Genomic DNA, 23,730 nt, shown 5'->3' with positions numbered 1-23,730 from the left:
TGGCCCCATGACGAGTCAGCCCAGCCCCAAACCCTCCGCCCCGCAAGCCTCCACGGCTCCCACCGGTATCAGCCTGTGGGGCGGCCGCTTCACCGGCGGTCCCGCCGATGCCCTGGCAGCCCTGTCGGTGTCCACCCACTTCGACTGGCGCCTGGCCCGCTATGACATCGCCGGCTCGCGTGCGCACGCCCGCGCCCTGCGCACCGCCGGACTGCTCAGCACCGCCCAGCTGGAGGGTATGCTCGCCGCCTTGGACCGGCTGGAGGACGACGTCGTCTCCGGAGCGTTCGTCCCTACTCCCGCGGATGAGGACGTGCATACCGCGCTGGAACGCGGTCTGATGGAACGTGCCGGCGCGGACCTGGGCGGAAGGCTGCGCGCGGGCCGCTCCCGCAACGACCAGATCGCCACCCTGATCCGCATGTACCTGCGCGACCAGGCGCGGCACCTGGCCGGGCTCGTGCTCGACGTCGTCGACGCGCTTATCGACCAGGCCGCGGCGGCGGGCGAGGCCATCATGCCGGGCCGCACTCACATGCAGCACGCCCAGCCGGTGCTGGTCGCCCACCAGCTACTGGCGCACGCCTGGCCGCTGATGCGCGACGTCGAACGGCTTGAGGACTGGGACGCGCGCGCGGCCGTCAGCCCCTACGGCTCCGGTGCGCTGGCCGGCAACACGCTCGGACTCGATCCCGACGCCGTCGCCGCCGAGCTGGGCTTCGACGCCGCCTGCGAGAACTCCATTGACGGTACCTCCGCGCGCGACACGGTCGCCGAGATGTCCTTCGTCCTGGCCATGACGGCGGTGGATGTCTCCCGCCTGGCGGAGGAGGTCATCATCTGGAATACCAAGGAGTTCGACTTCGTCACGCTGGACGACTCCTTCTCTACGGGTTCCTCCATCATGCCGCAGAAGAAGAACCCCGATGTCGCCGAGCTCGCCCGCGGCAAGGCCGGCCGCCTCATTGGCGACCTGGCTGGGCTGCTGGCCACCCTCAAGGCCCTGCCCCTCGCCTACGACCGTGACCTGCAGGAGGACAAGGAACCCGTCTTCGACGCCGTCGACACCCTCGCCGTACTGCTGCCCGCAGTGTCCGGTATGGTCGCCACGATGCGCCTTAACTATGACCGCATGGCGGCGCTGGCCCCGCAGGGCTTCTCCCTGGCAACCGATATCGCCGAGTGGCTGGTCAAGCAGGGGGTTCCCTTCCGCGAGGCGCACGAGATCTCCGGTGCCTGCGTGCAGGTCTGTGAGCAGCGCGGAATCGAGCTGTGGGAGCTGACCGACGCGGACTTCGCCGCCGTCGATCCGCGGCTGACGCCGCAGGTGCGCACGGTCCTGTCGACGGCCGGCTCGGCGGCGGCCCGGGCTGGCCATGGCGGTACGGCCCCGGTGCGTGTGGTCGAGCAGTTGGCCCGCGCCATTGAGCACTCCGCCGAGCTGCGGGTCTTCTCCTGGGAGGGCTCGCTGCTGGATGGCTCCACCGGCCCGGTGGCCGATGCCGGTGACGCCGCAGAGGCGTAGGGCGGAGCCATGAGGCAGTCGGAGCCGGTGGAGGCGACTGCCCGCGGGGACTTGGCGGCTGTGGGGGCTCTGCCCGCGAACGTGGCCGACCTGCTCGCTGGTGACTCGGTGGATGTGGCCCCGCAGCTGCTGGGCGCGGTGCTTGCCACGCGCCTGCCGCAGGGGGAGGTGTCTGTGCGGCTGACCGAGGTGGAGGCGTATAGGGGTGAGGCCGATCCGGGCTCCCACGCATACCGCGGCCGCACCGCGCGCAACGCCTCGATGTTTGCGGCCGCCGGTGCCATCTACGTCTACTTCACCTATGGCATGCACCACTGCGTGAATATCGTCTGCGGCCCTAGCGGCGTCTCGCGCGCCGTGCTGCTGCGCGGCGGCGAGGTGACAGGCGGAATCGAGCTGGCGCGCCGACGCCGCCCCACTGCTCGCAGCGACCGCGACCTTGCGCGCGGTCCGGCCCGCCTATGCCAGGCACTCGGCCTCACCCGGGACGACGACGGCTCCCGGCTCGGGCCGCCGGGCTCCCGCATTGCCCTGGAGCTGCCCGGCGTAGGCGAGGCTCCCGAGCCCGGCCGCATCCGCACCGGCCCGCGCACCGGCGTGTCCGGACCGGGCGGCGACGGTGCCGTCTACCCATGGCGCTTCTGGCTCGAGGGTGAGCCTACCGTCTCCCCCTACCAGCCCGCCCGGCCCCGCCGCCGGGGAGGGGACGCGCGATGACCGCGGCCTCTGGTCAGCGTCCTGAGCGCTACTGGAACCACAATGCCGCCTTCCATGACGAGCTTGTGGCCGATGCCGCCCGCCGCGGAGGGCGCGTGCTGGACGTGGGCTGCGGTGACGGACTGCTGCTGGAACGGCTAGCGGCCGTATGCGATCAGGCCGTTGGGATTGAGGCCGATGCGAATGCCGCCGGGCGCGCCCGCTCACGCCTGGCCGGACTCCCCGGGGCCGAGGTAATGCGGGCGGACGTGATGGACGCGGGTGTGATCGAGCGGCTCGGGTCATTCGACACCGTCACCTGCGTTGCGGTCCTGCACCACCTGCCGTTGGACAGGGGGATGGAGCGCCTGGGTGGCCTGGTCGCTCCCGGAGGCAGGCTCCTGGTCATCGGGCTGGCCGCCGACGCGTCAGCGGTCGACTGGGCGCTGAGCGCGCTGAGCGTAATCCCGATCCGGATCGCCAGCCTCCTTCACCATGAGCGGCGCGACATCGGAGTGCCGACGGCGCCGGCGCGTGAGTCGCGCCGGGAGATTCGCGCAGCCGCTGACCGGATCCTGCCGGGGGCTCGGATGCGCCGTCGCTGCTACTGGCGCTACTCACTGGTCTGGGACCGACCAATGGGGCAATCGGCATGACACCGACCGCCAAGACCGAGCTTGGCCGCACCCTGCCAGTCAGGGAGTTGCTGAGGCTGCTGAGCGCCGAATTGGGCAAGGCCCCGGTATGGCCCGCGCAGACTCCCTTCGAATACGTGTGCGGGATTGTGCTGGTACAGAACACAGCCTGGACGAATGTCGAGCGTGCCCTGGACGGGTTGCGAGCAGCCACCGGCTTCGAAGCCGAGCAGCTGCTGCGGCTGACCGACGCGGAGCTGACGGCGTTTATCCGCCCAGCCGGGTTCATGCGTGCCAAGGCACGCTCGCTGCGCGCCTTCGCGGCCTGGATGCTGTCCCCGGAGGGCCGGGCCGCGCCGACACTGGATGATGACGCCCTGCGCGCCGCATTACTGGAACTGCCCGGAATCGGTCCGGAAAGTGCTGACGTGGCGGCGCTGATGGTCTACGGCAGGCGTCGTTTTATCTTCGACACCTACGGGCGGCGCCTGCTACGACAGGCAGGCTATGCCGTCGGCCGCGATTACGAGACTACCCGGCGTACCCTTGAGGCCCGTATCGACGCCGAGGGACTCAGCCACAGTGAGCTGGTGGATCTCCACGGACTGATCATTGAGGCCGGCAAGCGCGCCCGGGCCGCAGGCGGCTGGGATGTCTACGGCCCCATGATCGGCGTTGGCACCGTGTAGTACCGAGCACTACAGAGCAGTACTGAGCGGCACCGAGTAGTACCGACCGCGCACTCGCCGGGGAACCGGGTCGGGGCCTTGCGCCGCAGTCGGCACGGAGGCGTATCCGTTCTTCTGACACTTGGCCTGACGTACCGCGCAGCCGTGGCAGACTAGCCCGCGCCGGGCAACCGCCCCGGCCCCGGCCCACAGGTGCCGGGAGCAAACATGGGAAGGCACAGGACCGTGACCGACATCCTGGACGAGCTGCAGTGGCGGGGCCTGATCGCCCAGCACACCGACATTGATGCGCTGCGGGCAGCGCTGAGCGCCGGGCCGGTCACCTTCTATTGCGGATTCGATCCGACCGCCCCCTCCTTGCACCACGGCCACCTGGTAGCGGTCAAGGTTATGCGCCACCTGCAGCTGGCCGGGCATCATCCGCTGGCCCTGGTGGGCGGTGCCACCGGGCTAATCGGGGACCCGCGGGACAAGGGCGAGCGCACGCTGAACACAAAGGAAGTGGTCGCCGACTGGTCGCAGGGGTTGCGGGAGCAACTCGAGCAGCTGCTTGACTTTGACGGTGACAACCCGGCCCGCATCGTCAACAACCTGGACTGGACCGCTGAGCTGAGTGCCATCGACTTCCTTCGCGACCTCGGTAAGCATTTCCGTATGGGCACCATGCTGTCCAAGGACATCGTGGCTCGCCGCCTGGCCAGCGAGGAGGGCATTTCCTTCACCGAGTTCAGTTACCAGATCCTGCAGGCCAACGACTACCTGGAGCTGTTCCGCCGCTACGGCTGCACGCTGGAGGTAGGCGGCAATGACCAGTGGGGCAACCTGGTGGGCGGCATGGACCTGATCCACAAGGTTGAGGGCGCCTCGGTGCACGTGATGACCAACCCGCTGATCACCAAGGCCGACGGGACCAAGTTCGGCAAGAGCGAGGGCGGGGCGATCTGGCTGAACCCGCAGATGCTCAGCCCCTACGCCTTCTACCAGTTCTGGCTACAGGTGGAGGACACGGACGTTGCTCGCTTCCTCAAGGTCTTCACATTCCTTCCGCGTGAGGAGATTGAGCGCCTGGAGGAGTCCGTCGCCACGAATCCGAAGGCGCGCCAGGCCCAGCGCGCCCTGGCACATGAGGTGACCACTTGGGTCCATGGCCCGGAGGCGACCGCACAGGCTGAGGCGGCGACTGCAGCACTGTGGGGAAGGGGCGAACTGAACGAGCTCGATGAGGCGACGCTTGCCGCCGCCACCGCGGACCTGCCTGCTGCCCCCTTGCGGTGGGCAGCTCGACGATCGTGGACCTCCTCGTTGCCGCAGGACTGGAGAAGGGACGTAACGCGGCGCGCAAGACGGTGGCCGCGGGCGGTGCCTACCTGAACAACGTCAAGGTCACCGATGAGGATGCGCCGGTCGTGCAGGAGCAGCTTCTTGCCGGGGGAGTGGTGCTGGTGCGTAAGGGCAGACGCAACCTGGCGGTGGCTCGCTCGCGCGACTGACTACAAGTACCGGCGGCCCTTACAGGACGAGCCGCGGGAAAGCCTCGGAACGGTCCCGTGGAATGCCTGGGTCAGCACGATTCGATGAGCCTTCCCGGGCACGCGAGAATGCGGAGCGGCGGTGACAGCAGCTGTGGCTGTTGTCACCGCCGCTCCGTTTGACCGAGGCACCGTGGCTGCGTAAAGTCTTTCCCTGCCGCCGGGAACGGGAATCAACCGGGAAGGCGGAGAAGAGGAACTGAATAGAGCCGCTGAGCGAGACGGGGATCACGGATCTCCGGTTTGACCCGGATCGCGCGGTTCGCTAAAGTTCCTCCGGCGCTTCCGGGAAGAAGTAATGGCCGAGCAGGCCATACGGAAACTCGGTGGGTGTGTTGTTTGGGATCTCGATAGTGTGTCGTGTTTGTTTGTTTGGTTGGTGTTTTTTGTTGGTTTCTTTGTTTGGTTTTTGTTTTGTTTGGAGAGTTTGATCCTGGCTCAGGACGAACGCTGGCGGCGTGCTTAACACATGCAAGTCGAACGGGCTGGCTCTGGTTTTTGCTGGGGTTGGTTAGTGGCGAACGGGTGAGTAACACGTGAGTGACCTGCCCTCTTCTCCTGGATAACTGCTTGAAAGGGCGGCTAATACGGGGTGGTCTGGCCTGCCTGCATGGGTGGGTTGGTATAGGTTCAATCGTTTGGTTGTTCTGGTGGGGGATGGGCTCGCGGCCTATCAGCTTGTTGGTGGGGTGATGGCTTACCAAGGCTTTGACGGGTAGCCGGCCTGAGAGGGTGGACGGCCACACTGGGACTGAGATACGGCCCAGACTCCTGCGGGAGGCAGCAGTGGGGAATATTGCACAATGGGCGGAAGCCTGATGCAGCGACGCCGCGTGAGGGATGGAGGCCTTCGGGTTGTGAACCTCTTTTTCCGGTGGTGAAGGCCTGCTCCTTTGTGGGTGGGCTGACGGTAGCCGGGTTAGGAAGCGCCGGCTAACTACGTGCCAGCAGCCGCGGTAATACGTAGGGCGCGAGCGTTGTCCGGAATTACTGGGCGTAAAGGGCTTGTAGGCGGCTGGTCGCGTCTGCCGTGAAATTCCCTGGCTTAACTGGGGGCTTGCGGTGGGTACGGGCTGGCTTGAGCGCAGTAGGGGAGGCTGGAACTCCTGGTGTAGCGGTGGAATGCGCAGATATCAGGAGGAACACCGGTGGCGAAGGCGGGTCTCTGGGCTGTTGCTGACGCTGAGGAGCGAAAGCGTGGGGAGCGAACAGGATTAGATACCCTGGTAGTCCACGCCGTAAACGTTGGGCACTGGGTGTGGGGGTCCTTTTCCGGGGCGTCCGCGCCGTAGCTAACGCGTTAAGTGCCCCGCCTGGGGAGTACGGCCGCAAGGCTAAAACTCAAAGGAATTGACGGGGGCCCGCACAAGCGGCGGAGCATGCGGATTAATTCGATGCAACGCGAAGAACCTTACCAAGGCTTGACATGGGCTGGTTGCTGCCGGAGACGGTGGTTCCCCTGCTGCTTGTTGTGGCTGGGGCCGGCCTGCAGGTGGTGCATGGTTGTCGTCAGCTCGTGTCGTGAGATGTTGGGTTAAGTCCCGCAACGAGCGCAACCCCTGTCTCGTGTTGCCAGCACTTCGGGTGGGGACTCGCGGGAGACTGCCGGGGTGAACTCGGAGGAGGGTGGGGATGACGTCAAATCATCATGCCCCTTATGTCTTGGGCTTCACGCATGCTACAATGGCCGGTACAGTGGGTTGCGATGCCGCGAGGCGGGGCGAATCCCTTAAAGCCGGTCTCAGTTCGGATCGGTGCCTGCAACTCGGCACCGTGAAGTTGGAGTCGCTAGTAATCGCGGATCAGCAACGCCGCGGTGAATACGTTCTCGGGCCTTGTACACACCGCCCGTCACGTCATGAAAGCCGGTGACGCCCGAAGCCCGTGGCCCTGTGGGGAGCGGTCGAAGGCGGGGCTGGTGATTGGGACGAAGTCGTAACAAGGTAGCCGTACCGGAAGGTGCGGCTGGATCACCTCCTTTCTAGGGAGTCTTCTTGGCGCCGGCCGGGCAGGCAAGCATCCTTCCTGTGGCTCGTCGTTGTCGTGCTTGGGGTCTTGCTGGGCTGGTGCCTGGTGGGGCCTGGTGGCGGCGGCGGGCTGGGGGTGGGGCTCCTTGGCTGCTTCTTGCTCTCCCTGTGCTGGGGGTGGGGGGTGGCTGGGGGTGGCATGCTGTCGGGCTCCGGGGCTGCGCGCCCTGGTTGTGCCTGGGTCCTGCTGGTGCCGGCTTGGCTGGTGGTGGTGGGGCTGTGGGCTGGCTGGTTGTGAACTGTATAGCGGACGCGAGTGTTTCGAGTGTTTGCTTGTTTTGTTTTGTCTTGCTTTTGTGGTTGCTGTGTTTTGCTGTGGCTCGCGCGCGGTCCTGGTGGCGCCGTCTGGTGCTGGCGGGGGTGCGCGGGTGGTTTTGTGTTGTTTTTATGGGCGTTCGGTGGATGCCTTGGCACCAGGGGCCGATGAAGGACGTGGCGGCCTGCGATATGCCTCGGGGAGCCGGCTTGCGGGCTGTGATCCGAGGGTTTCCGAATGGGGTACCCGGCACGGGTTGTGCCGTGTCACTCGTTCCTGAATTCATAGGGGGCGGGGGGTTACGCGGGGAAGTGAAACATCTCAGTACCCGTAGGAGAAGATATTCCGTTAGTAGTGGCGAGCGAAGGCGGATGAGGCTAAACCGTGGTCGTGTGACTACCCGGCAGGGGTTGCGGCTGCGGGGTTGTGGGGCGTGCCTGGGGCCTGCTGCCGTGGGCCCGCGTGCTTTGCTGGTGGGTAGCCGGATCCTCTGGGAAGGGGGGCCGTAGAGGGTGATAGCCCCGTAGGCTGAACCTGCTGGTGGCGCGTGGGGCGTGTTTTTCCCCTTTTTTGTAGCGTGGGGTCCGTGGAGTCCTGCGTGAGTCTGCCAGGACCACCTGGCTGCCTAAATACTTCCTGGTGACCGATAGCGGATCAGTACCGTGAGGGAATGGTGAAAAGTACCCCGGGAGGGGAGTGAAATAGTACCTGAAACCGGGCGCCTGCAAGCCGTCAGGGCCTGTCCCGCCGCTCTTTTGGGCGTGTGGGGCGGGTGGTGGCGTGCCTTTTGAAGAATGAGCCTGCGAGTCAGGGCGTGTCGCGAGGTTAACCCGTTGTGGGGGAGCCGTAGCGAGGGCGAGTCCTAGGTTGGGCGTTTAGTGGCGCGTTCTGGACCCGAAGCGGGGTGATCTACCCATGGCCAGGTTGAGGCACGTGTAAGAGCGTGTGGAGGACCGAACCCACCTCGGTTGAAAACGGGGGGATGAGCTGTGGGTAGGGGTGAAAGGCCAATCAGACTCCGTGATAGCTGGTTCTCCCCGAAATGCATTTAGGTGCAGCGTCGCGTGTTCCCGTGCGGAGGTAGAGCACTGGTTGGCTGAGGGGCCTTACTGGGTTACTGATGCCAGTCAAACTCCGAATGCCGTTTTCGGGGTCAGCGCGGCAGTGAGACTGCGGGGGATAAGCTTCGTGGTCGAGGGGGAAACAGCCCAGATCGCCGGCTAAGGCCCCTAAGTGTACGCTAAGTGGGAAAGGATGTGCGGTCGCGGTGACAGCCAGGAGGTTGGCTCAGAAGCAGCCATCCTTGAAAGAGTGCGTAATAGCTCACTGGTCGAGTGGTCGTGCGCCGACAATGTAGCGGGGCTCAAGCGTACCGCCGAAGCCGCGGGCCCGGGTGCCGCTGTTGCGTGGTGCCTGGGCGGTAGGGGAGCGTCCTGCGCCGGGTGAAGCCCGGGGGTGACCGTTCGGGTGGACGGCGTGGGAGTGAGAATGCAGGCATGAGTAGCGAGACCGGGGTGGGATTCCCCGGCGCCGTATGACCAAGGGTTCCAGGGGCAGGTTCGTCCTCCCTGGGTGAGTCGGGGCCTAAGGCGAGGCCGACAGGCGTAGTCGATGGATGACGGGTTGATATTCCCGTACCGGCGGTCCACCGCCAGTGCTGACGCGCGGGTGCTAACCCACGCCCTTGCGTCCCCTGCTTTTTTCCTGCTGCCGGGTGGCTGGTCCTTCGGGGCCGGCCGGCCGGGGCGGGTGTGGGGGGTGGTTTGGGGTCTGGGGGTCCTCCGTGCTGGTAGGCAAGCGTGTTAACAGGGGTGACGCACTAGGGTAGCCCGGCGGGGCTTATGGCTTGTCCCGTTCAAGCGTGTGGCCCGGCGCCCAGGTAAATCCGGGCGCCGCGCCCTGCCTCCCTGTTGTGGGGGTGGGGCTGGGTGAGGCGTGATGGTGACCCTGCCTGTTGGGGTGGGGGATAGTGGGGTGATCCTGTGGTGCCTAGAAAAGCCTCGGCGCGAGGTGGTCCGCCGCCCGTACCCAATAACCGACACAGGTGGTCGGGCAGAGTATGCCCAGGCGGGCGAGTTAATCGTGGTTAAGGAACTCGGCAAAATGCCCCCGTAACTTCGGGAGAAGGGGGGCCCGGGCCCTGAAGCCCCGTTGCGGGCTAGGGGTGAGGGTCGCAGTGACCAGGGAGGAGCGACTGTTTACTAAAAACACAGGTCCGTGCGAAGCCGTAAGGCGATGTATACGGACTGACGCCTGCCCGGTGCTGGAAGGTTAAGGGGATCCGTCAGCGCCACGTCCTCGTGGTGTGAAGCGGTGAGCCCAAGCCCCAGTAAACGGCGGTGGTAACTATAACCATCCTAAGGTAGCGAAATTCCTTGTCGGGTAAGTTCCGACCTGCACGAATGGCGTAACGACTCCTCCACTGTCTCAACCACGAGCTCGGCGAAATTGCATTACGAGTAAAGATGCTCGTTACGCGCAGAAGGACGGAAAGACCCGGGACCTTTACTATAGCTTGGTATTGGCGCCCGCCATGGCTTGTGCAGGATAGGTGGGAGACTGTGAGGCCGGCACGCTAGTGCTGGCGGAGTCGCTGTTGGGATACCACTCTGGCTGTGGCGTGCGCCTGAACCTCGGCCCGTGATCCGGGCCAGGGACAGTGCCTGGTGGGTAGTTTAACTGGGGCGGTTGCCTCCTAAAGAGTAACGGAGGCGCTCAAAGGTTCTCTCAGCCTGGTCGGCAACCAGGTGTCGAGTGCAAGCGCACAAGAGGGCCTGACTGCGAGACCGACGGGTCGAGCAGGCACGAAAGTGGGAGCTAGTGATCCGGCGATCCCGTGTGGGTGGGTCGTCGCTCAACGGATAAAAGGTACCCCGGGGATAACAGGCTGATCCTGCCCAAGAGTCCATATCGACGGCATGGTTTGGCACCTCGATGTCGGCTCGTCGCATCCTGGGGCTGGAGCAGGTCCCAAGGGTTGGGCTGTTCGCCCATTAAAGCGGTACGCGAGCTGGGTTTAGAACGTCGTGAGACAGTTCGGTCCCTATCCTCTGCGCGCGCAGGAGACTTGAGGAGGCCTGTCCCTAGTACGAGAGGACCGGGACGGACGAACCTCTGGTGCGCCAGTTGTCCCGCCAGGGGCACGGCTGGTTGGCTACGTTCGGGCCGGGTAACCGCTGAAGGCATCTAAGCGGGAAACCGTCTCCAAGATAAGGTCTCCGCGCGCCCCCCGCCCGGGGGCGCGGAAGGCTCCCAGTAGACTACTGGGTCGATAGGCCAGGCGTGGAAGCAGGCAGCCCCACCAAGCGGGTGAACCTGCTGCGAGCTGACTGGTACTAACAACAGCCGAACACAACACAAAAAACCAACCCCACACAAGCAGGCCACGTGCAGGGCAGGCAGCACAAGCACGCACGCACGCACTCAACCCACCCCCCATGCCCGGGGGGCGTCCGCTGTACGGTCCACGACCAGCCAAGCCCACCACGCCGGGCACAACACACGCCGCAACCAGGCACCCCCAACCCCCCCGAGACAACGGGGCGGGCCGGGTGCGGGGGTGTGGCGGGACACGAGCATAGAGGAACCACAACACCCAAGCACCCAGCACCCCACCCGGCCAGCACCACGGCAGGGGGATGCTGGCTGGGGTACGACACCAGACCCAAACCACCCCACACAGTGGGGGGCAGGCACCACGGCTAGTGCGTGTGGCTGGGGGCGGGCGGGTCGTGCCGGTGGTCACAGCGGGGAGACAACGCCCGGACCCATTTCCGAACCCGGAAGCTAAGCCCCCAGCGCCAATGGTACTGCCCCGACAGGCGGGCGGGAGAGTAGGACACCGCCGGCACACCCACCCACCCACAACCACACACACAACAATCGAAGCGCCGAATCGGGCGCGTCAACATGCGCTACTGGGTTATCCTCTGAACGCGAGCGAGAGGTCGCTACGAGGAGGATGCAATGACTGCGGTGGCATGCGGGATCGATATTGGAGGATCGGGCATCAAGGGTGCCAGGGTCGATCTTGACACCGGCGAGTTCGTCGGCGATCGTATACGCATACCCACTCCTCAGCCGGCCACGCCGGACGCCGTAGCGGAAGTGTGCAGGCAGTTAGTTGAAGGACTCGGCATAAGCGCGAACGTCCCCGTAGGTGTCGCGTTTCCAGCTCCGATCGTGCACGGGACGGTTCCCTTCATCGCTAACTTGGACGAGTCTTGGGCCGGTACCGATGTCAATGAGTTGATGCAGCGGCACCTGGGTCGTCCGGTAACGGCATTGAACGACGCGGATGCCGCAGGACTAGCAGAGGTTGCCTTCGGCGCAGCCAAGGGCGTCAGCGGAACGGTCATAGTGACGACGCTCGGAACCGGCATCGGCTCGGCGATCATCGTCGACGGAACGCTCGTGCCGAATACCGAGCTCGGGCACCTCGAGATCGACGGCTACGATGCGGAGAAGCGCGCCTCGTCCGGGCAGCGCGAGCTACAAGACCTGTCATGGAAGAAGTGGGCCAAGCGGCTGCAGCGCTATTACTCACATCTGGAGATGCTGTTCTCGCCGGATCTGTTCGTGGTCGGCGGCGGCGTGTCGAAGAAGCACGATAAGTTCCTGCCGCGGCTCGAGCTCAAGGCGCCGATCGTGCCTGCGCAGCTGCTCAATACTGCCGGCATCGTGGGTGCGGCCTACCAGGCGAGCCGTGCGGCCCAGCAATAGAACCCGACACCAGGGCATCGGGGTACCGGCGATCGCTGAGGACGCCCCGGCCGGGATGAGGGACCAGACACCAGGGCACCGGGGTATACCGGGCCTCGCCGATAGCGTTCAACCTGTTGCCATGACGCAAGCGCATACGGATCCGCTCACTGGCCCAACTTCTACTGTCCTGATTCCGGTTACCGCGGACGGTGAGGTTGAGCCCAGGTTTGGTCGGGCGCCTCGCGTTGCGGTCGTGACTGCCTCCGCCGGGGTCATCACCGATTGGCAGGAGTTCGAGGTCGGCTGGGACACGGCCCATGACGCCGGCAGCCATGGAGCGCACCACGCGCGCATAGTCAGGTTCTTGAATGAGCACCGCGTGGACACCATCATTGCCACGCATATGGGTGGCGGCATGCAGCGGGTAGTGGCACGGATGGGCCTGCGGCTGCTGGGGACACCGGGCGGACGCGCCCGTGCCGCGGTCGTCACGGCCTTAGCGGCGGCGGAGTCCCAGGGCGCTGACCCTAACGACGCTAGCCAGCGATGACTCAGGCGTCGGCGGCCCCAAGATCGAGACGGCGCTCGGGCATCGGCAGGCAGCGCGCCTACCTCCTTGTAGCGCTGGCAGGTCTTGTCAGGGAGTCGTACAGCCGTGGTGGGTCCGCGTAACGCGCGCAGGCCCACCACGGCTGTCGGGTCAGCTCAGCGCGGCGGCCACCGCAAGACGCAGGGAGTCCTGGAAATGCGTCTCGCGCTCCGCGGCGCTCATATCACCGGAGTGATCCAGCAGGTGGTCGGAGATCGTCAGCACTGCCAGTGCCTGCTTGCCGAATTCGGCGGCCACTCCGTAAAGGGCCGCGGCCTCCATCTCCACGCAGAGCGTGCCGTACGCCGATAAGCGCTCCGTCTGCCCTTCCGGCGTGAAGTAGAAGTGATCACGGGAGATGATCGTCCCTGTGTGCAGGCGATCGGAAAGGCCGGCATCGATGCCCGCACTGTACGCGGCCATCGCGAGGCGGAAATCTGCCACAGCGGAGAAGTTCACGCCCGGGATGCGTAGCTGGTTCATTGCGGAGTCGGTATGAGCGCCGGTTGCGATAACCACATCACCCACATGCACCTGCTTGCCGATCCCGCCTGCGGTCCCCACACGGATGATGCGTTCGACTCCGAACTGGCTGAACAGCTCGGTGGCGTAAATGGAGAAGGACGGCTGCCCCATTCCCGAGCCCATGACTGACAACGGCTTGCCGCCAACGGTTCCCGTGAAACCGAGCATGCCGCGCACGTCTGTAACCAGTCTGGCGTCATCCAGCAAGCTCTCGGCGATTCGCTGAGCGCGGCGTGGGTCCCCGGCATGAGTACCGCAGGTGCGAAGTCTCCGGGTTCGGCGGCTATATGAGGCGTGGCCATGGTTGTCCTCTCGATCACAATCAGTGTGCTGCGCATCCAGGCGTCCCGGAGGTGCCCGGTGTCTTAGATGCGTGACATGCCAGTGTCGCACACCTGGAACGCGCGGGTGCCGTGCGGCATGCTCCAGATGTCCTGCTGGACATCACGTTATTACTGACGTAGTCGCTCGGTCTGCAGTAACCCGGCCGGAGCCCTTCTGAGCGCCACGCGCCAGGGCTGCCGGGGCTAGTCGGGGCGCTATTGGCGCCGCCACGGAGAGCGCGGGAGGTGGGGGAGCGTACAGAGGCGTCCGCATGGCGGGACGTGGTAGGCGCCCCGGACGCCTGCGACTATCGTCCTACTGTTCCAAGCCCTGTGCTATCACGCATGGGCAGCCGGGTATGCCGGCTTCCAACAACCCGGAAGGTTCTCAATGCCCTCCAGTCCCGGATCGCCAACAGCCGCGAAGATGCCCGCGCGCGAACAGTGGAGTGGCCAGCTAGGCTTCCTGCTGGCCGCCATCGGATCTGCTGTCGGACTCGGTAACATCTGGCGGTTCCCCGGCACCGCGTACAACAACGGCGGCGGCGCCTTCATGGTGCCCTACATCGTTGCGCTACTGATTACCGGCCTGCCTGTGCTCTTCCTGGACTACGCGCTTGGCCACCGCTTCCGGGGCTCGGCTCCGGCAGTCTTCCGCCGCGTGTCCAGGCGGTTCGAGTGGCTCGGCTGGTGGCAGGTCTTTATCTGCTTCGTCATTATGACCTATTACGCGGTGATCGTTGCCTGGGCGCTGCGCTACACGCTGTTCTCCCTGACCACGGCCTGGGGTGATGACGCCGCCGGCTTCTTCAGCGACTATATCGGGCAGAACCTGCTGGCTGACTCCTCCACCCCGGCTACTCGCCGATCCCGGTCATCGGGGTGGTCATTCCGTTGGCCCTCGTCTGGGCCTTCGGCATCTTCGTCGTAGCCCGGGGCATTTCCCGAGGGGTGGAGCGAGCCAACCGGGTCTTCTTGCCGGTGCTGGTAATCATGTTTGTAGTCCTGGTGGCACGGGCGATCATGCTCCCCGGGGCCACCGACGGGCTCAATACTCTGTTCACGCCCGACTGGAGCCGATTGACGGACTACACCGTGTGGGTGGCGGCCTTCGGGCAGATCTTCTTCTCCCTGTCTATTGGCTTCGGCATCATGCTCACCTACGCCTCCTACCTCAAGCGTCGCTCCAACCTCGTGGGTACAGGGTTCACCGCGGCATTTGCCAACTCCTCCTTCGAGATCCTCGCCGGCATCGGCGTGTTCGCCACCCTCGGCTTCATGGCCCATGTGGAGGGCGTGACGGTAGCCGAGCTGGAGGGAATCCAGGGAGTGGGGCTGGCTTTTATCACCTTCCCGACGGTTATTTCCCAGATGCCGGGCGGGTCGCTGTTCGGCGTGCTGTTCTTCGCATCGTTCTCAATGGCGGGCCTTACTTCGTTCATCTCCATCCTCCAGGTGGTCACTCCGGCGGTAGGCGAGAAGCTCGGCTGGTCCAATGGCAAGGCGACCCTGGCGGCCGGCCTTCCCAGTGCCGCACTCTCGCTGCTGCTGTTCGGCACAGCCTCAGGACTGTGGGATCTTGACATCGTTGACGCCTACATCAACTACATCGGAGTGGTTGGCTCCGCGATCGTGATGTGCGTCGGCCTGGGCCTGGTGCTGCGTCGTCTCAAGGAGCTACAGCGGCACCTGAACCTCGTCTCCGACACCCGGATCATCGGCGGCTGGTGGCGGGCGCTCGTCGCCGTCGTCGCCCCGCTGCTGCTGGGATACATGTTCATCCAGAACGTGTGGGCCTATGTAACCAGCGGCTACGACGAGTACTCGGCGGGCATGCAGGGCGTATTCGGTTGGGGCACCATTTTCCTGGTTGCCGTCGCGACGATTCTCTTCACGCGGATGCCCTGGCGCACGCCGGTTGACGACTACACACCCTCGACCTGGACGTGCTCGAGGAGGTGAAATGACATGACTGGTCAGGCGATCGCAGTAATGCTCGTCGCAATCGTCATCATCTGGGGCGGCCTGGCCGTCTCCGTGACGGCACTGATCGTGCGGGGGCGTCGTGAGGACGTTGAGGCACGTGAGGCGGCCCTCGCCGCGGCGCACGAGCACCTGAACCACCCACAGGAACCCAAGTGACAGGTGCGAATCCTCCAACAGCTGACCCGGGTTTCCCGGCGCTGCCGGCTTGGGACACAATGCGACACATGCCTTCGACTCAGGACCAGGACGCGATGCTACCGGCCCCCGTGGAACCCGCCTCCGCATGGCCCCGGCTGGTTGCCTTCGACTTGGACGGGACACTAGCCCCCTCCAAGTCGCCCATGCCGGCACCAATGGCCACCGCCCTGTGCGCTCTACTGGATGTGGTGCCCGTGTGCATCATCTCCGGCGGCCAGATCGGGCAGTTCCGCGAGCAGGTGCTCTCCCGTCTGGGTGCCAGCGCCGAGGAATTGGGGCAGCTTCACCTCATGCCCACTTGCGGGACGCGCTACTACACCCGTGGCGACGGCGACTGGAAGCTGGTCTACGCCAATGACCTCGATCCGGAACAGGTGAAGCGTGCCTTCGCCGTCGTGGAGGCCGAGGCGCGGCGTCTGGGACTGTGGGAGGAACAGACCTGGGGGCCGGCACTGGAGGACCGGGGCAGCCAGATCACCTTCTCGGCGCTGGGGCAGCAGGCGCCCCTGGAGGCGAAACAGGCCTGGGATCCGACGGGGGAGAAGAAGAGACGGCTGCGTGACGCCGTTGCCGCGCTCCTGCCGGACCTGGAGGTCCGCTCCGGCGGCTCCACCAGCGTGGACATCACCCGGAAGGGCATTGACAAGGCCTACGGCATGAGGAGGCTCGCCGAGGTCACCGGCATACCGCTGGAGCAGATGCTCTTCATCGGTGACCGCCTTGACCCCGAGGGCAATGACTACCCGGTTAAGGCGCTCGGTGTGGCCTGCCAGGCGGTTGACACCTGGGAGGACACGGCCGCATTCGTCACCGACCTAGCCGCCCGCCTGGCGGCCGGTGACCCGAGCTGAATCCCATGCCGAACGCTGCCTGGCGGCGCGCCTGCCACGGCCTCCGCGATGGCCTCGGCAGCGCACGCGCCATCATCAAGGACTGGTGGCGTGCACGCACCACCGGCTTTCGCACGGCCGTGCGCACCATCACCCTGCTGGTGCTGACCGGGCTCATGTCGCTAGCCATCGGTGTGTCGACGGCCTGCGCCTCCTCGCCCCTGGGGCCCCACGAGGCCACGTGGTCGGTCACCCTCGACTCCACCCTCGGCGTCGACCTGGGGCCACTGGGATCGGTGACCATGGACTCGCCCGCCGGCCCCTCGGGGTGGAGGTGACGGTCGGGGAGATTCCGGGAGAACCCGATCCGGAAGCGGTATCGGCAGAGACTCTCGGCCGGGTACTGAGCTCCGACGGCGCCGCATACGTAGCCCTGATGACCCACCCCGAGCTGACGGTTGAACGGGGAGTGCGTGCCCTCGCGGATGACGCGCTGCGGCGCGCAGGCCTGATCGAGTCGGTCCTGCTGAGCCTGGTGAGCGTCGCTCGGCTGTCGGGACTGCGCCCGCACGTGCGGGCGTCGCGCCGTCTTCCGCATGCGGCGGCAACAGTGCTCGTGACGACGGTCACCGCGGTGGCGATCGCCCTCGTCGTGCCGGCGGTGCGCTCAGCTCCAGAGCCGGGCAACCGTCTGCAGGTCCTGGCGGGCACGCCCCTTGCCAATGCCCGGCTTTCCGGTCGAGTCGCGGATATCGTGCAGGCGTATGGTGGCCGCGTTGCGCAGTTCATAGATGAGAACCAGGCCTTCTACACGGCGGCGGAGAACAACTTGCGGGCGGCATGGACGGCCGCTGAGGCGACCGACGGCGCAGTGGATGTCACCGCCTCCGATGGGGTCGTGGATGAGGTATCGGTGCGGTCCGCCTTCGAGGCGGCAACGCTTCGTGGAACCACGCCACTCGTCCCCGCATCCACGCCGACGCCCACGGGCGCGCCGACGCCGAACCCAACCGCCAGGTTCGGCGCGGAGCCGACCCCGGCGGCAACCACCAACGCACCGGTAACCGGGGCCTGGGCAGTCGACCCGGAGCGCAACACCACTGCCGTGCTGACCACCGATCTGCACTGCAACCTGGATGTGATCTCCTTTGCGGGCGTCCTAGACGAGCTCGCCGACGCCGATATCCACATGGATGACGGCGACCTGACCATGACCGGGAGCCAGCCGGAGTCGATTTGCGTGGACGCCCTGTCCGACGCCGTGCCCCCGGGTGTCGCGCGCGTTGCCACCATCGGCAACCATGACTCCGACTCCACCGTAGCGCGCCTGCGCGCCCAGGGCTGGACCGTCACCGACGGCACCGTGCAACAGGTAGGCGGCCTGAACGTGCTCGGTGACACGGATCCGGACCGCACCTCCGCGTCCGGCACGGTCAGGCGCGGGCAGGAGGACGCCGTGCAGCTCGGCGGTCGGCTGGCAGCGACAACCTGCCGCGCCGCGGATGCAGGCAGTCGGGTCGACCTGGTCCTGATCCACCAGCCCTATACCTTCGCCCCTCTTGTCGCGGAGGGCTGCGCGCCGGTGCTGATTGCCGGGCACGTCCACCAGGAAAGAGGCGTGAAGACCAGCGTCGGCGGAAACCTTGATGTCACGCAACTGGTGTCCGGGGCCGGGAAGGGCGGGACCTCCATCGGACAGGTCACCGAGGACGCATATCTGCACGTGCTGTCCTTCGACCCCGACGGCGAGCTGACTGCCTGGCGTGCCGTCGTCCTGCATCCGGATGCCTCCGTCACGGTTGGCGCGTGGCAGCCGGTGCCCGCGGCGCAGCAGGAGGCATCCTGACAGCGCCGGCGGAGGCTCGAGGCATGAGCCGGGCCCGCCCGCTCCGCCGCGGCCGTGAGGCACAATGGAGGAACGCTCCGGAGGGCCGGGGCACTTCCACATCACAGAGTTCCAGAATCCCAGAATTCGTATCCCAGGAGAGGCCGAGGAGTTCCGCAGATGGCGCATGTGCCCACGCAGGCCGAGGTTGACGCGATGATCGACGCGATGAGCGAGGAGGAGCTGGACGCCTACTTGGAGGGGGCGCCCGTGCCGGTGCCGTCCCTGGAAGCAGTGGGGCGGACCAGACACCGGGCCTGCGTCCCTGGCAGCAGGCCTCCGGCGCTCCTCGCTCCTACGGGATGTTGCTGGTAGTAGGCGCGCTGATCGGCATCGGCGCCTGCTGGGAGCTGATTGTCAGCCAGCTCGAGCAGCTGCGCGTACCCGAGGCGGACCTTCTTTGCGATGTGAATCCGCTGGTGTCCTGCGGGGACTCCCTGAACGTTTGGCAGGGAAACCTGCTGGGCGCCCCGAACTCCTTCATCGGGGCCATGGCCTTCGCCGTACTGCTCCTGATCGGTTTGCTGCTGGTCGCGGGCGTCCGGCTGCCTCGCTGGGTGTGGTGGGGGCTGGTGGCCGGTACGGCCTGCGGAATCGGCTTCGTCGCCTGGTTCCTGGGGGTTTCGGTGCTGGACTTCGGCAAGCTGTGCCCCTTCTGCACCGTGATCTGGGTGGTGACGATTCCGATTGCCACCAATACGTGGGCCCGAGCTGCGCAGGGCGACCACCTGGGCCTGCCCGCGGCGGCCGTCCGCCTGCTGGTTGCGGGGCGCTGGTGGATCGCCGGGATCCTGTACGCCGTGATCACTGCGATTGTGCTCGTGGCCTTCTGGGACGGCTGGGTGGCGATGCTGCGGTGAGCCAGGCGCAACGCGCCGAGGACGCGGGAGATCCCACGGCTGACGGCTCGGCGGTGACTCAGGACTATCTCAAGGCCGTCTGGGCGGCGTCGGAATGGGGCGGCCAGGGCGCCTCGATCACCGGGCTCGCCCGACGCATGGGGGTGGCGCCGTCGACCGCCTCGGAGAATGTGGCACGACTGGTAGAGGCGGGGCTGCTGGAACACGCCCCGTACCGCGCGGTCACGCTCTCGCAGCGGGGACGGCACCTGGCCCGGGAGATGGTGCGCCGCCACCGTCTGCTGGAAACCTATCTGGTGGAGGCACTCGGCTTCGAGTGGGATGAGGTCCACGCCGAGGCGGAGGTGCTCGAGCACGCAGTCTCCAACCGGGTGCTTGCCGCGCTCGACGCCGCCTTGGGGCATCCCGTACGCGACCCGCACGGGGATCCCATCCCGGATCCGGATGGGCGCGTCACAGTTCCTGACCTGTGTGCCGTCGAGTCGCTGCGCGTGGGGCAGACCGGTGTGGTCGGCCGCATCCGCGACGATGCGGAGGTCCTCAAGCAGTTGTCCCGCGCAGGTATTGGGTTGGATACACGTGTTCTCGTATTGGGCCACGACGCGGGCGGCACAGCCGACGGCGGCCGCCCCGACACCACCGTACGGGCGGTGCGGGAGGGCGAGGGTATTGCGGGGCGGGACTACCACGCGGCCGTTCCGGCAGGGAGCCTGTGGGTGCTGGCGCGCCCGGAACCGGCAGCGACACGCGCCTGATCATCTACGCTGGGGCTGTGACCGACACAACCAGCCCCGCACCATCGGTGTTCACCAAGATCATCAACGGCGAGATCCCCGGACGCTTTGTTTGGGCGGACGAGCTCTGCGTCGCCTTCGCCACCATCGCCCCACACACCGACGGGCACATCCTGATCGTGCCCCGGCAGCAGGTCGCCTCCTACGTGGACGCCTCCGACGAGCTCATCGCCCACCTGGCCGTCGTAGCCAAGCGCATCGGGCGTACCCAGACGCGTGTATTCGAAGCTGCACGCCCTGCCGTACTGGTGGTGGGCCTCGAGGTCGACCACCTGCACCTGCACGTGCTGCCCATCCGCGCCGAGGCGGACGTGGCCCCCGCGGCCGCACGCCACGACGTGCCCGCCGCCGAGCTTGACGCCGCCATGGAGCGCCTGCGCGTCGGCCTGCGGGAGGACGGCTGGGGCGGGAACGTGCCCGCTGCCCTGGGATCCCCGGCACTCGCCTGAGGCCACTCTCGGCCCGCACAAATGCCCGCCGGGCGCTCGACGTGACCGGCGTCGCGGCTCCACCAGCCGGACCGGCGCCGGCACCGGGCCGGACGGGGGATAGGCTGGCCCGCAGCAACGGGGCCGCGCGCCGTTCGGCCTGCTCGCCGACGGCGCAGCGGCCCCGCCCCATCCACACGAGCCTTGAGGGAGCACTCCCGCAATGACGGAGAACAGCCGGTCGCAGCAGACCACCGACAACCCCACGCCGTACCGGTACACGGCCGACCTTGCCGGACGCCTGGAGACCGCCTGGCAGGACCGGTGGGAGCGCGAGGGGACCTTCAACGCCGATAACCCCGTCGGTTCCCTGGCCGGCCCCGACGCCGCCAAGGAGAAGTTCTTCCTGCTGGACATGTTCCCCTACCCGTCCGGCAAGGGGCTGCACGTGGGGCACCCGCTGGGCTACATCGCCACCGACGTCGTGGCCCGCTTCACCCGCATGATCGGCAAGAACGTGCTGTACACCATGGGGTACGACGCCTTCGGCCTGCCGGCCGAGCAGTACGCGGTCGCCACCGGACAGCACCCGCGTATCTCCACCGAGGCCAATATCGCCAACATGCGCCGCCAGCTGCGCCGCCTGGGCCTGTCCCACGACCCGCGCCGTTCTCTGGCCACCATCGACGTGGACTACGTGCGCTGGACCCAGTGGATCTTCCTGCAGGTGTACAACTCCTGGTTCGACCCGGACGCCCCACGCCGCGACGGCCGCGGCACCGGCGCCGCCCGCCCCGTGAGCGAACTGATCGAGAAGCTCGCCTCCGGGCAGGTGCCCACCCCGGACGGGCGCCCGTGGGCGGAGCTGACACCGGGGGAGCAGGCTGACGTCGTCGATTCCCACCGGCTCGCCTACGTCTCCTCCGCCCCAGTCAACTGGTGCCCGGGGCTCGGCACCGTCCTGGCAAACGAGGAGGTCACCAGCGAGGGCCGCTCCGAGCGCGGCAACTACCCGGTGTTCAAGCGGAACCTGCGCCAGTGGATGATGCGCATCACCGCCTACGGCGACCGGCTGGCCGAGGACCTGGACACGGTGGACTGGCCCGAGAAGGTCAAGACCATGCAGCGCAACTGGATCGGCCGTTCCGAGGGCGCCGAGGTCACCTTCGCGCTGCCCGGGGCCGAAGCCGTCGGAGCCAGCCAGCACGAGCTGACCGTCTACACCACGCGCCCCGACACCCTGTTCGGAGCCACCTTCATGGTGGTCGCCCCGGAGCACCCGCTGCTGGGTGGCCTGTCCGGCGCCAGCCCGGAGCACGACGCCGCCGCCCTGACCGTGCCGCAGGCCTGGCCCGAGGGCACCCGCGACGCCTGGACTGGCGGCTACACCACCCCGGCCGAGGCGGTGGCCGCCTACCGGGCCCGCGCCGCCCAGGCCACCGAGGCGGAGCGCACCGATGAGGACCGCACCAAGACCGGCGTCTTCACCGGCCTGTTCGGCACCAACCCCGTCAACGGGGCACAGGTTCCCGTCTTCGTCGCCGACTACGTGCTCATGGGCTACGGCACCGGCGCGATCATGGCGGTGCCCTCCGGCGACCAGCGCGACTGGGACTTCGCCCGCGCCTACGACCTCGACGTCATCGCCACCATTGCCCGCCGGAGGGATTCTCCCTGGACGAGGCCGCCTGGACCGGCGACGGGCAGATCATCAACTCCGCCAACGCCGAGATCAACCTAAACGGCATGGGCAAGGACGATGCCAAGGCGGCTATGACCGCCTGGCTGGAGTCCAAGGGCTACGGCCACGGCGCCGTCACCTACCGGCTGCGCGACTGGCTGTTCTCCCGCCAGCGCTACTGGGGCGAGCCCTTCCCGATCGTGTGGGATGAGGACGGCCGCCCCCACGCCCTGCCGGAGTCCATGCTCCCCGTGGAGCTGCCCGAGGTCAGCGACTACTCTCCGCGCACCTTCGACCCCGACGACGCCACTTCCTCCCCGGAGGCGCCGCTGGGCAAGGCGAGTGAGTGGGTGGAGGTCGAGCTCGACCTTGGCGACGGGCTCAAGACCTACCGCCGCGAGACCAACACCATGCCTCAGTGGGCCGGCTCCTGCTGGTACGAGTTGCGCTACATAGACCCGACCGACGCCGAGCACCTGGTCGATCCGGCCAATGAGGCCTACTGGATGGGTCCCCGCCCCGAGGGCGGCAACGTCTCCGGCGGTACCGACCTGTACGTCGGCGGCGTTGAGCACGCCGTCCTGCACCTGCTCTACTCCCGCTTCTGGCACAAGGTGCTGTTCGACCTGGGGGTCGTGTCCTCCTCCGAGCCCTACCACAAGCTGTTCAACCAGGGCTACGTGCAGGCCTACGCCTACACCGACGCCCGCGGCCAGTACGTGCCCGCCGACGAGGTCGAGGAGACCCAGGACGAGGACGGCAAGCCCGTATTCACCTGGCAGGGGCAACCCGTCAGCCGCGAGTACGGCAAGATGGGCAAGTCCCTGAAGAACATCGTCACCCCCGACGACATGTACGACGCCTACGGCGCCGACACCTTCCGCGTCTACGAGATGAGCATGGGCCCGCTCGACCAGGACCGTCCCTGGGACACCCGCGCCGTCGCCGGCGCCCAGCGCTTCCTGCAGCGGCTGTGGCGCAACGTCGTCGACGAGACCACCGGCGAGGTGACCGTCTCCGATGCCCCGGCCGATGAGGCGACCCGCCGCCTGGTCGCCCGCACCACCGTGGGCGTGCGCGAGGACTATGAGGGCATGCGCCTGAACACGGCGATCGCGAAGTTGATCGTGCTCAACAACCACCTCACGGGGCTCAAGACGGTTCCGCGCGAGGCCGTGGAGGCCCTGGTACTCATGGCCGCGCCCGTCGCCCCGCACATCTGCGAGGAGATCTGGCAGCGCCTCGGGCACAGCCGCTCCCTCGCCCACGAGTCCTTCCCGACCGTCGCCGATGAGGCGCTCCTGGCGGCCGAGAAGGTCACCTGCGTGGTGCAGGTCAAGGGCAAGGTCCGTGACCGCCTGGAGGTCGACCCCGACATCGACGCCGCCGAGCTGGAGAAGCTGGCCCTGGCCGCCCCCGGTGTGGTCCGCGCTCTGGACGGCCGCGGCGTGCGCAAGGTGATCGTGCGCGCCCCCAAGCTGGTGTCCGTCGTCCCCGAGTGAGGGGGCGGCGCCCCGCCGGGCGCGTGTCCGGTCACACCAGGATGCACACGCCGATGACGATTACCAGG

Annotated in this window: 14 protein-coding genes, 3 rRNA genes and 4 pseudogenes; 20 read left to right on the top strand and 1 reads right to left on the bottom strand. The window is 66.8% G+C overall.

Annotated elements, in window-relative coordinates; all coding sequences use genetic code 11:
- The first annotated feature begins 7 nt into the window (after positions 1 to 7).
- The 10 genes and pseudogenes from argH (at position 8) to CWT12_RS07430 (ending at position 12,611) form a co-directional block, all read left to right on the top strand.
- A complete protein-coding gene (argH, locus tag CWT12_RS07475) occupies positions 8 to 1,525 on the top strand; it encodes an argininosuccinate lyase (protein WP_161924317.1) in 1,518 nt (505 codons plus the stop codon).
- Positions 1,526 to 1,534: 9 nt separating this feature from the next.
- Complete coding sequence (locus CWT12_RS07470) at positions 1,535 to 2,242, top strand: DNA-3-methyladenine glycosylase (protein ID WP_161924316.1); 708 nt, start codon at positions 1,535 to 1,537, stop codon at positions 2,240 to 2,242.
- On the top strand, positions 2,239 to 2,877 hold the full coding sequence (locus tag CWT12_RS07465) for a class I SAM-dependent methyltransferase (protein ID WP_161924315.1): 639 nt from the start codon (positions 2,239 to 2,241) through the stop codon (positions 2,875 to 2,877). Before CWT12_RS07470 ends, CWT12_RS07465 begins: the two co-directional genes overlap by 4 nt.
- Complete coding sequence (locus CWT12_RS07460; RefSeq protein WP_161924314.1) at positions 2,874 to 3,545, top strand: endonuclease III domain-containing protein; 672 nt, start codon at positions 2,874 to 2,876, stop codon at positions 3,543 to 3,545. Before CWT12_RS07465 ends, CWT12_RS07460 begins: the two co-directional genes overlap by 4 nt.
- Positions 3,546 to 3,770: 225 nt before the next feature.
- A pseudogene (tyrS, locus tag CWT12_RS07455) lies at positions 3,771 to 5,035 on the top strand (tyrosine--tRNA ligase).
- 454 nt (positions 5,036 to 5,489) lie between these two features.
- A 16S ribosomal RNA gene (locus tag CWT12_RS07450) occupies positions 5,490 to 7,055 on the top strand.
- A 421-nt stretch (positions 7,056 to 7,476) separates the two neighbouring features.
- A 23S ribosomal RNA gene (locus CWT12_RS07445) occupies positions 7,477 to 10,718 on the top strand.
- 372 nt (positions 10,719 to 11,090) lie between these two features.
- Positions 11,091 to 11,207: ribosomal RNA gene (gene rrf / locus CWT12_RS07440) — 5S ribosomal RNA — on the top strand.
- The 16S, 23S and 5S rRNA genes sit together here, the layout of an rRNA operon.
- 116 nt (positions 11,208 to 11,323) lie before the next feature.
- On the top strand, positions 11,324 to 12,079 hold the full coding sequence (gene ppgK / locus CWT12_RS07435) for a polyphosphate--glucose phosphotransferase (protein WP_161924313.1): 756 nt from the start codon (positions 11,324 to 11,326) through the stop codon (positions 12,077 to 12,079).
- 55 nt (positions 12,080 to 12,134) lie between these two features.
- Complete coding sequence (locus tag CWT12_RS07430) at positions 12,135 to 12,611, top strand: NifB/NifX family molybdenum-iron cluster-binding protein (RefSeq protein WP_337247883.1); 477 nt, start codon at positions 12,135 to 12,137, stop codon at positions 12,609 to 12,611.
- A 150-nt stretch (positions 12,612 to 12,761) separates the two neighbouring features.
- Here the strand turns inward: CWT12_RS07430 and deoD are convergent.
- Positions 12,762 to 13,477, bottom strand: a pseudogene (gene deoD / locus CWT12_RS07425) (purine-nucleoside phosphorylase).
- Positions 13,478 to 13,889: 412 nt separating this feature from the next.
- Here deoD and CWT12_RS07420 point away from each other — a divergent pair.
- The 10 genes and pseudogenes from CWT12_RS07420 (at position 13,890) to CWT12_RS07385 (ending at position 23,662) form a co-directional block, all read left to right on the top strand.
- Positions 13,890 to 15,465: pseudogene (locus tag CWT12_RS07420) on the top strand (sodium-dependent transporter).
- A 1-nt stretch (position 15,466) separates the two neighbouring features.
- Positions 15,467 to 15,640, top strand: coding sequence for a methionine/alanine import family NSS transporter small subunit (locus CWT12_RS07415; protein ID WP_161924311.1), 174 nt, complete (start codon positions 15,467 to 15,469; stop codon positions 15,638 to 15,640).
- A gap of 68 nt (positions 15,641 to 15,708) precedes the next feature.
- A complete protein-coding gene (locus CWT12_RS07410; protein ID WP_374939211.1) occupies positions 15,709 to 16,533 on the top strand; it encodes an HAD-IIB family hydrolase in 825 nt (274 codons plus the stop codon).
- Positions 16,534 to 16,538: 5 nt separating this feature from the next.
- Positions 16,539 to 16,850 (top strand): hypothetical protein, encoded by a 312-nt coding sequence (locus CWT12_RS13955; protein WP_237564080.1) that lies wholly within the window; start codon positions 16,539 to 16,541, stop codon positions 16,848 to 16,850.
- Positions 16,847 to 18,358, top strand: a complete 1,512-nt coding sequence (locus CWT12_RS07405) for a metallophosphoesterase family protein (RefSeq protein WP_237564079.1) — start codon at positions 16,847 to 16,849, stop codon at positions 18,356 to 18,358. The genes CWT12_RS13955 and CWT12_RS07405 overlap by 4 nt, the downstream gene beginning before the upstream one ends.
- A gap of 159 nt (positions 18,359 to 18,517) precedes the next feature.
- Positions 18,518 to 18,712, top strand: coding sequence for a hypothetical protein (locus CWT12_RS13950; RefSeq protein WP_237564078.1), 195 nt, complete (start codon positions 18,518 to 18,520; stop codon positions 18,710 to 18,712).
- Entirely contained in the window at positions 18,700 to 19,257 is a 558-nt protein-coding gene (locus CWT12_RS07400) for a vitamin K epoxide reductase family protein (protein ID WP_237564077.1), read from the top strand. Before CWT12_RS13950 ends, CWT12_RS07400 begins: the two co-directional genes overlap by 13 nt.
- Entirely contained in the window at positions 19,254 to 20,012 is a 759-nt protein-coding gene (locus CWT12_RS07395) for a metal-dependent transcriptional regulator (protein WP_161924310.1), read from the top strand. The genes CWT12_RS07400 and CWT12_RS07395 overlap by 4 nt, the downstream gene beginning before the upstream one ends.
- Positions 20,013 to 20,029: 17 nt before the next feature.
- A complete protein-coding gene (locus tag CWT12_RS07390; RefSeq protein WP_161924309.1) occupies positions 20,030 to 20,500 on the top strand; it encodes an HIT family protein in 471 nt (156 codons plus the stop codon).
- Positions 20,501 to 20,702: 202 nt separating this feature from the next.
- Positions 20,703 to 23,662 (top strand): annotated as a pseudogene (locus tag CWT12_RS07385) (leucine--tRNA ligase).
- Positions 23,663 to 23,730 lie beyond the last annotated feature (68 nt).

The sequence above is a fragment of the Actinomyces sp. 432 genome, from assembly GCF_009930875.1.
Taxonomy (GTDB): domain Bacteria; phylum Actinomycetota; class Actinomycetes; order Actinomycetales; family Actinomycetaceae; genus Actinomyces.
This window is presented reverse-complemented; position numbering and strand designations above follow the sequence as displayed.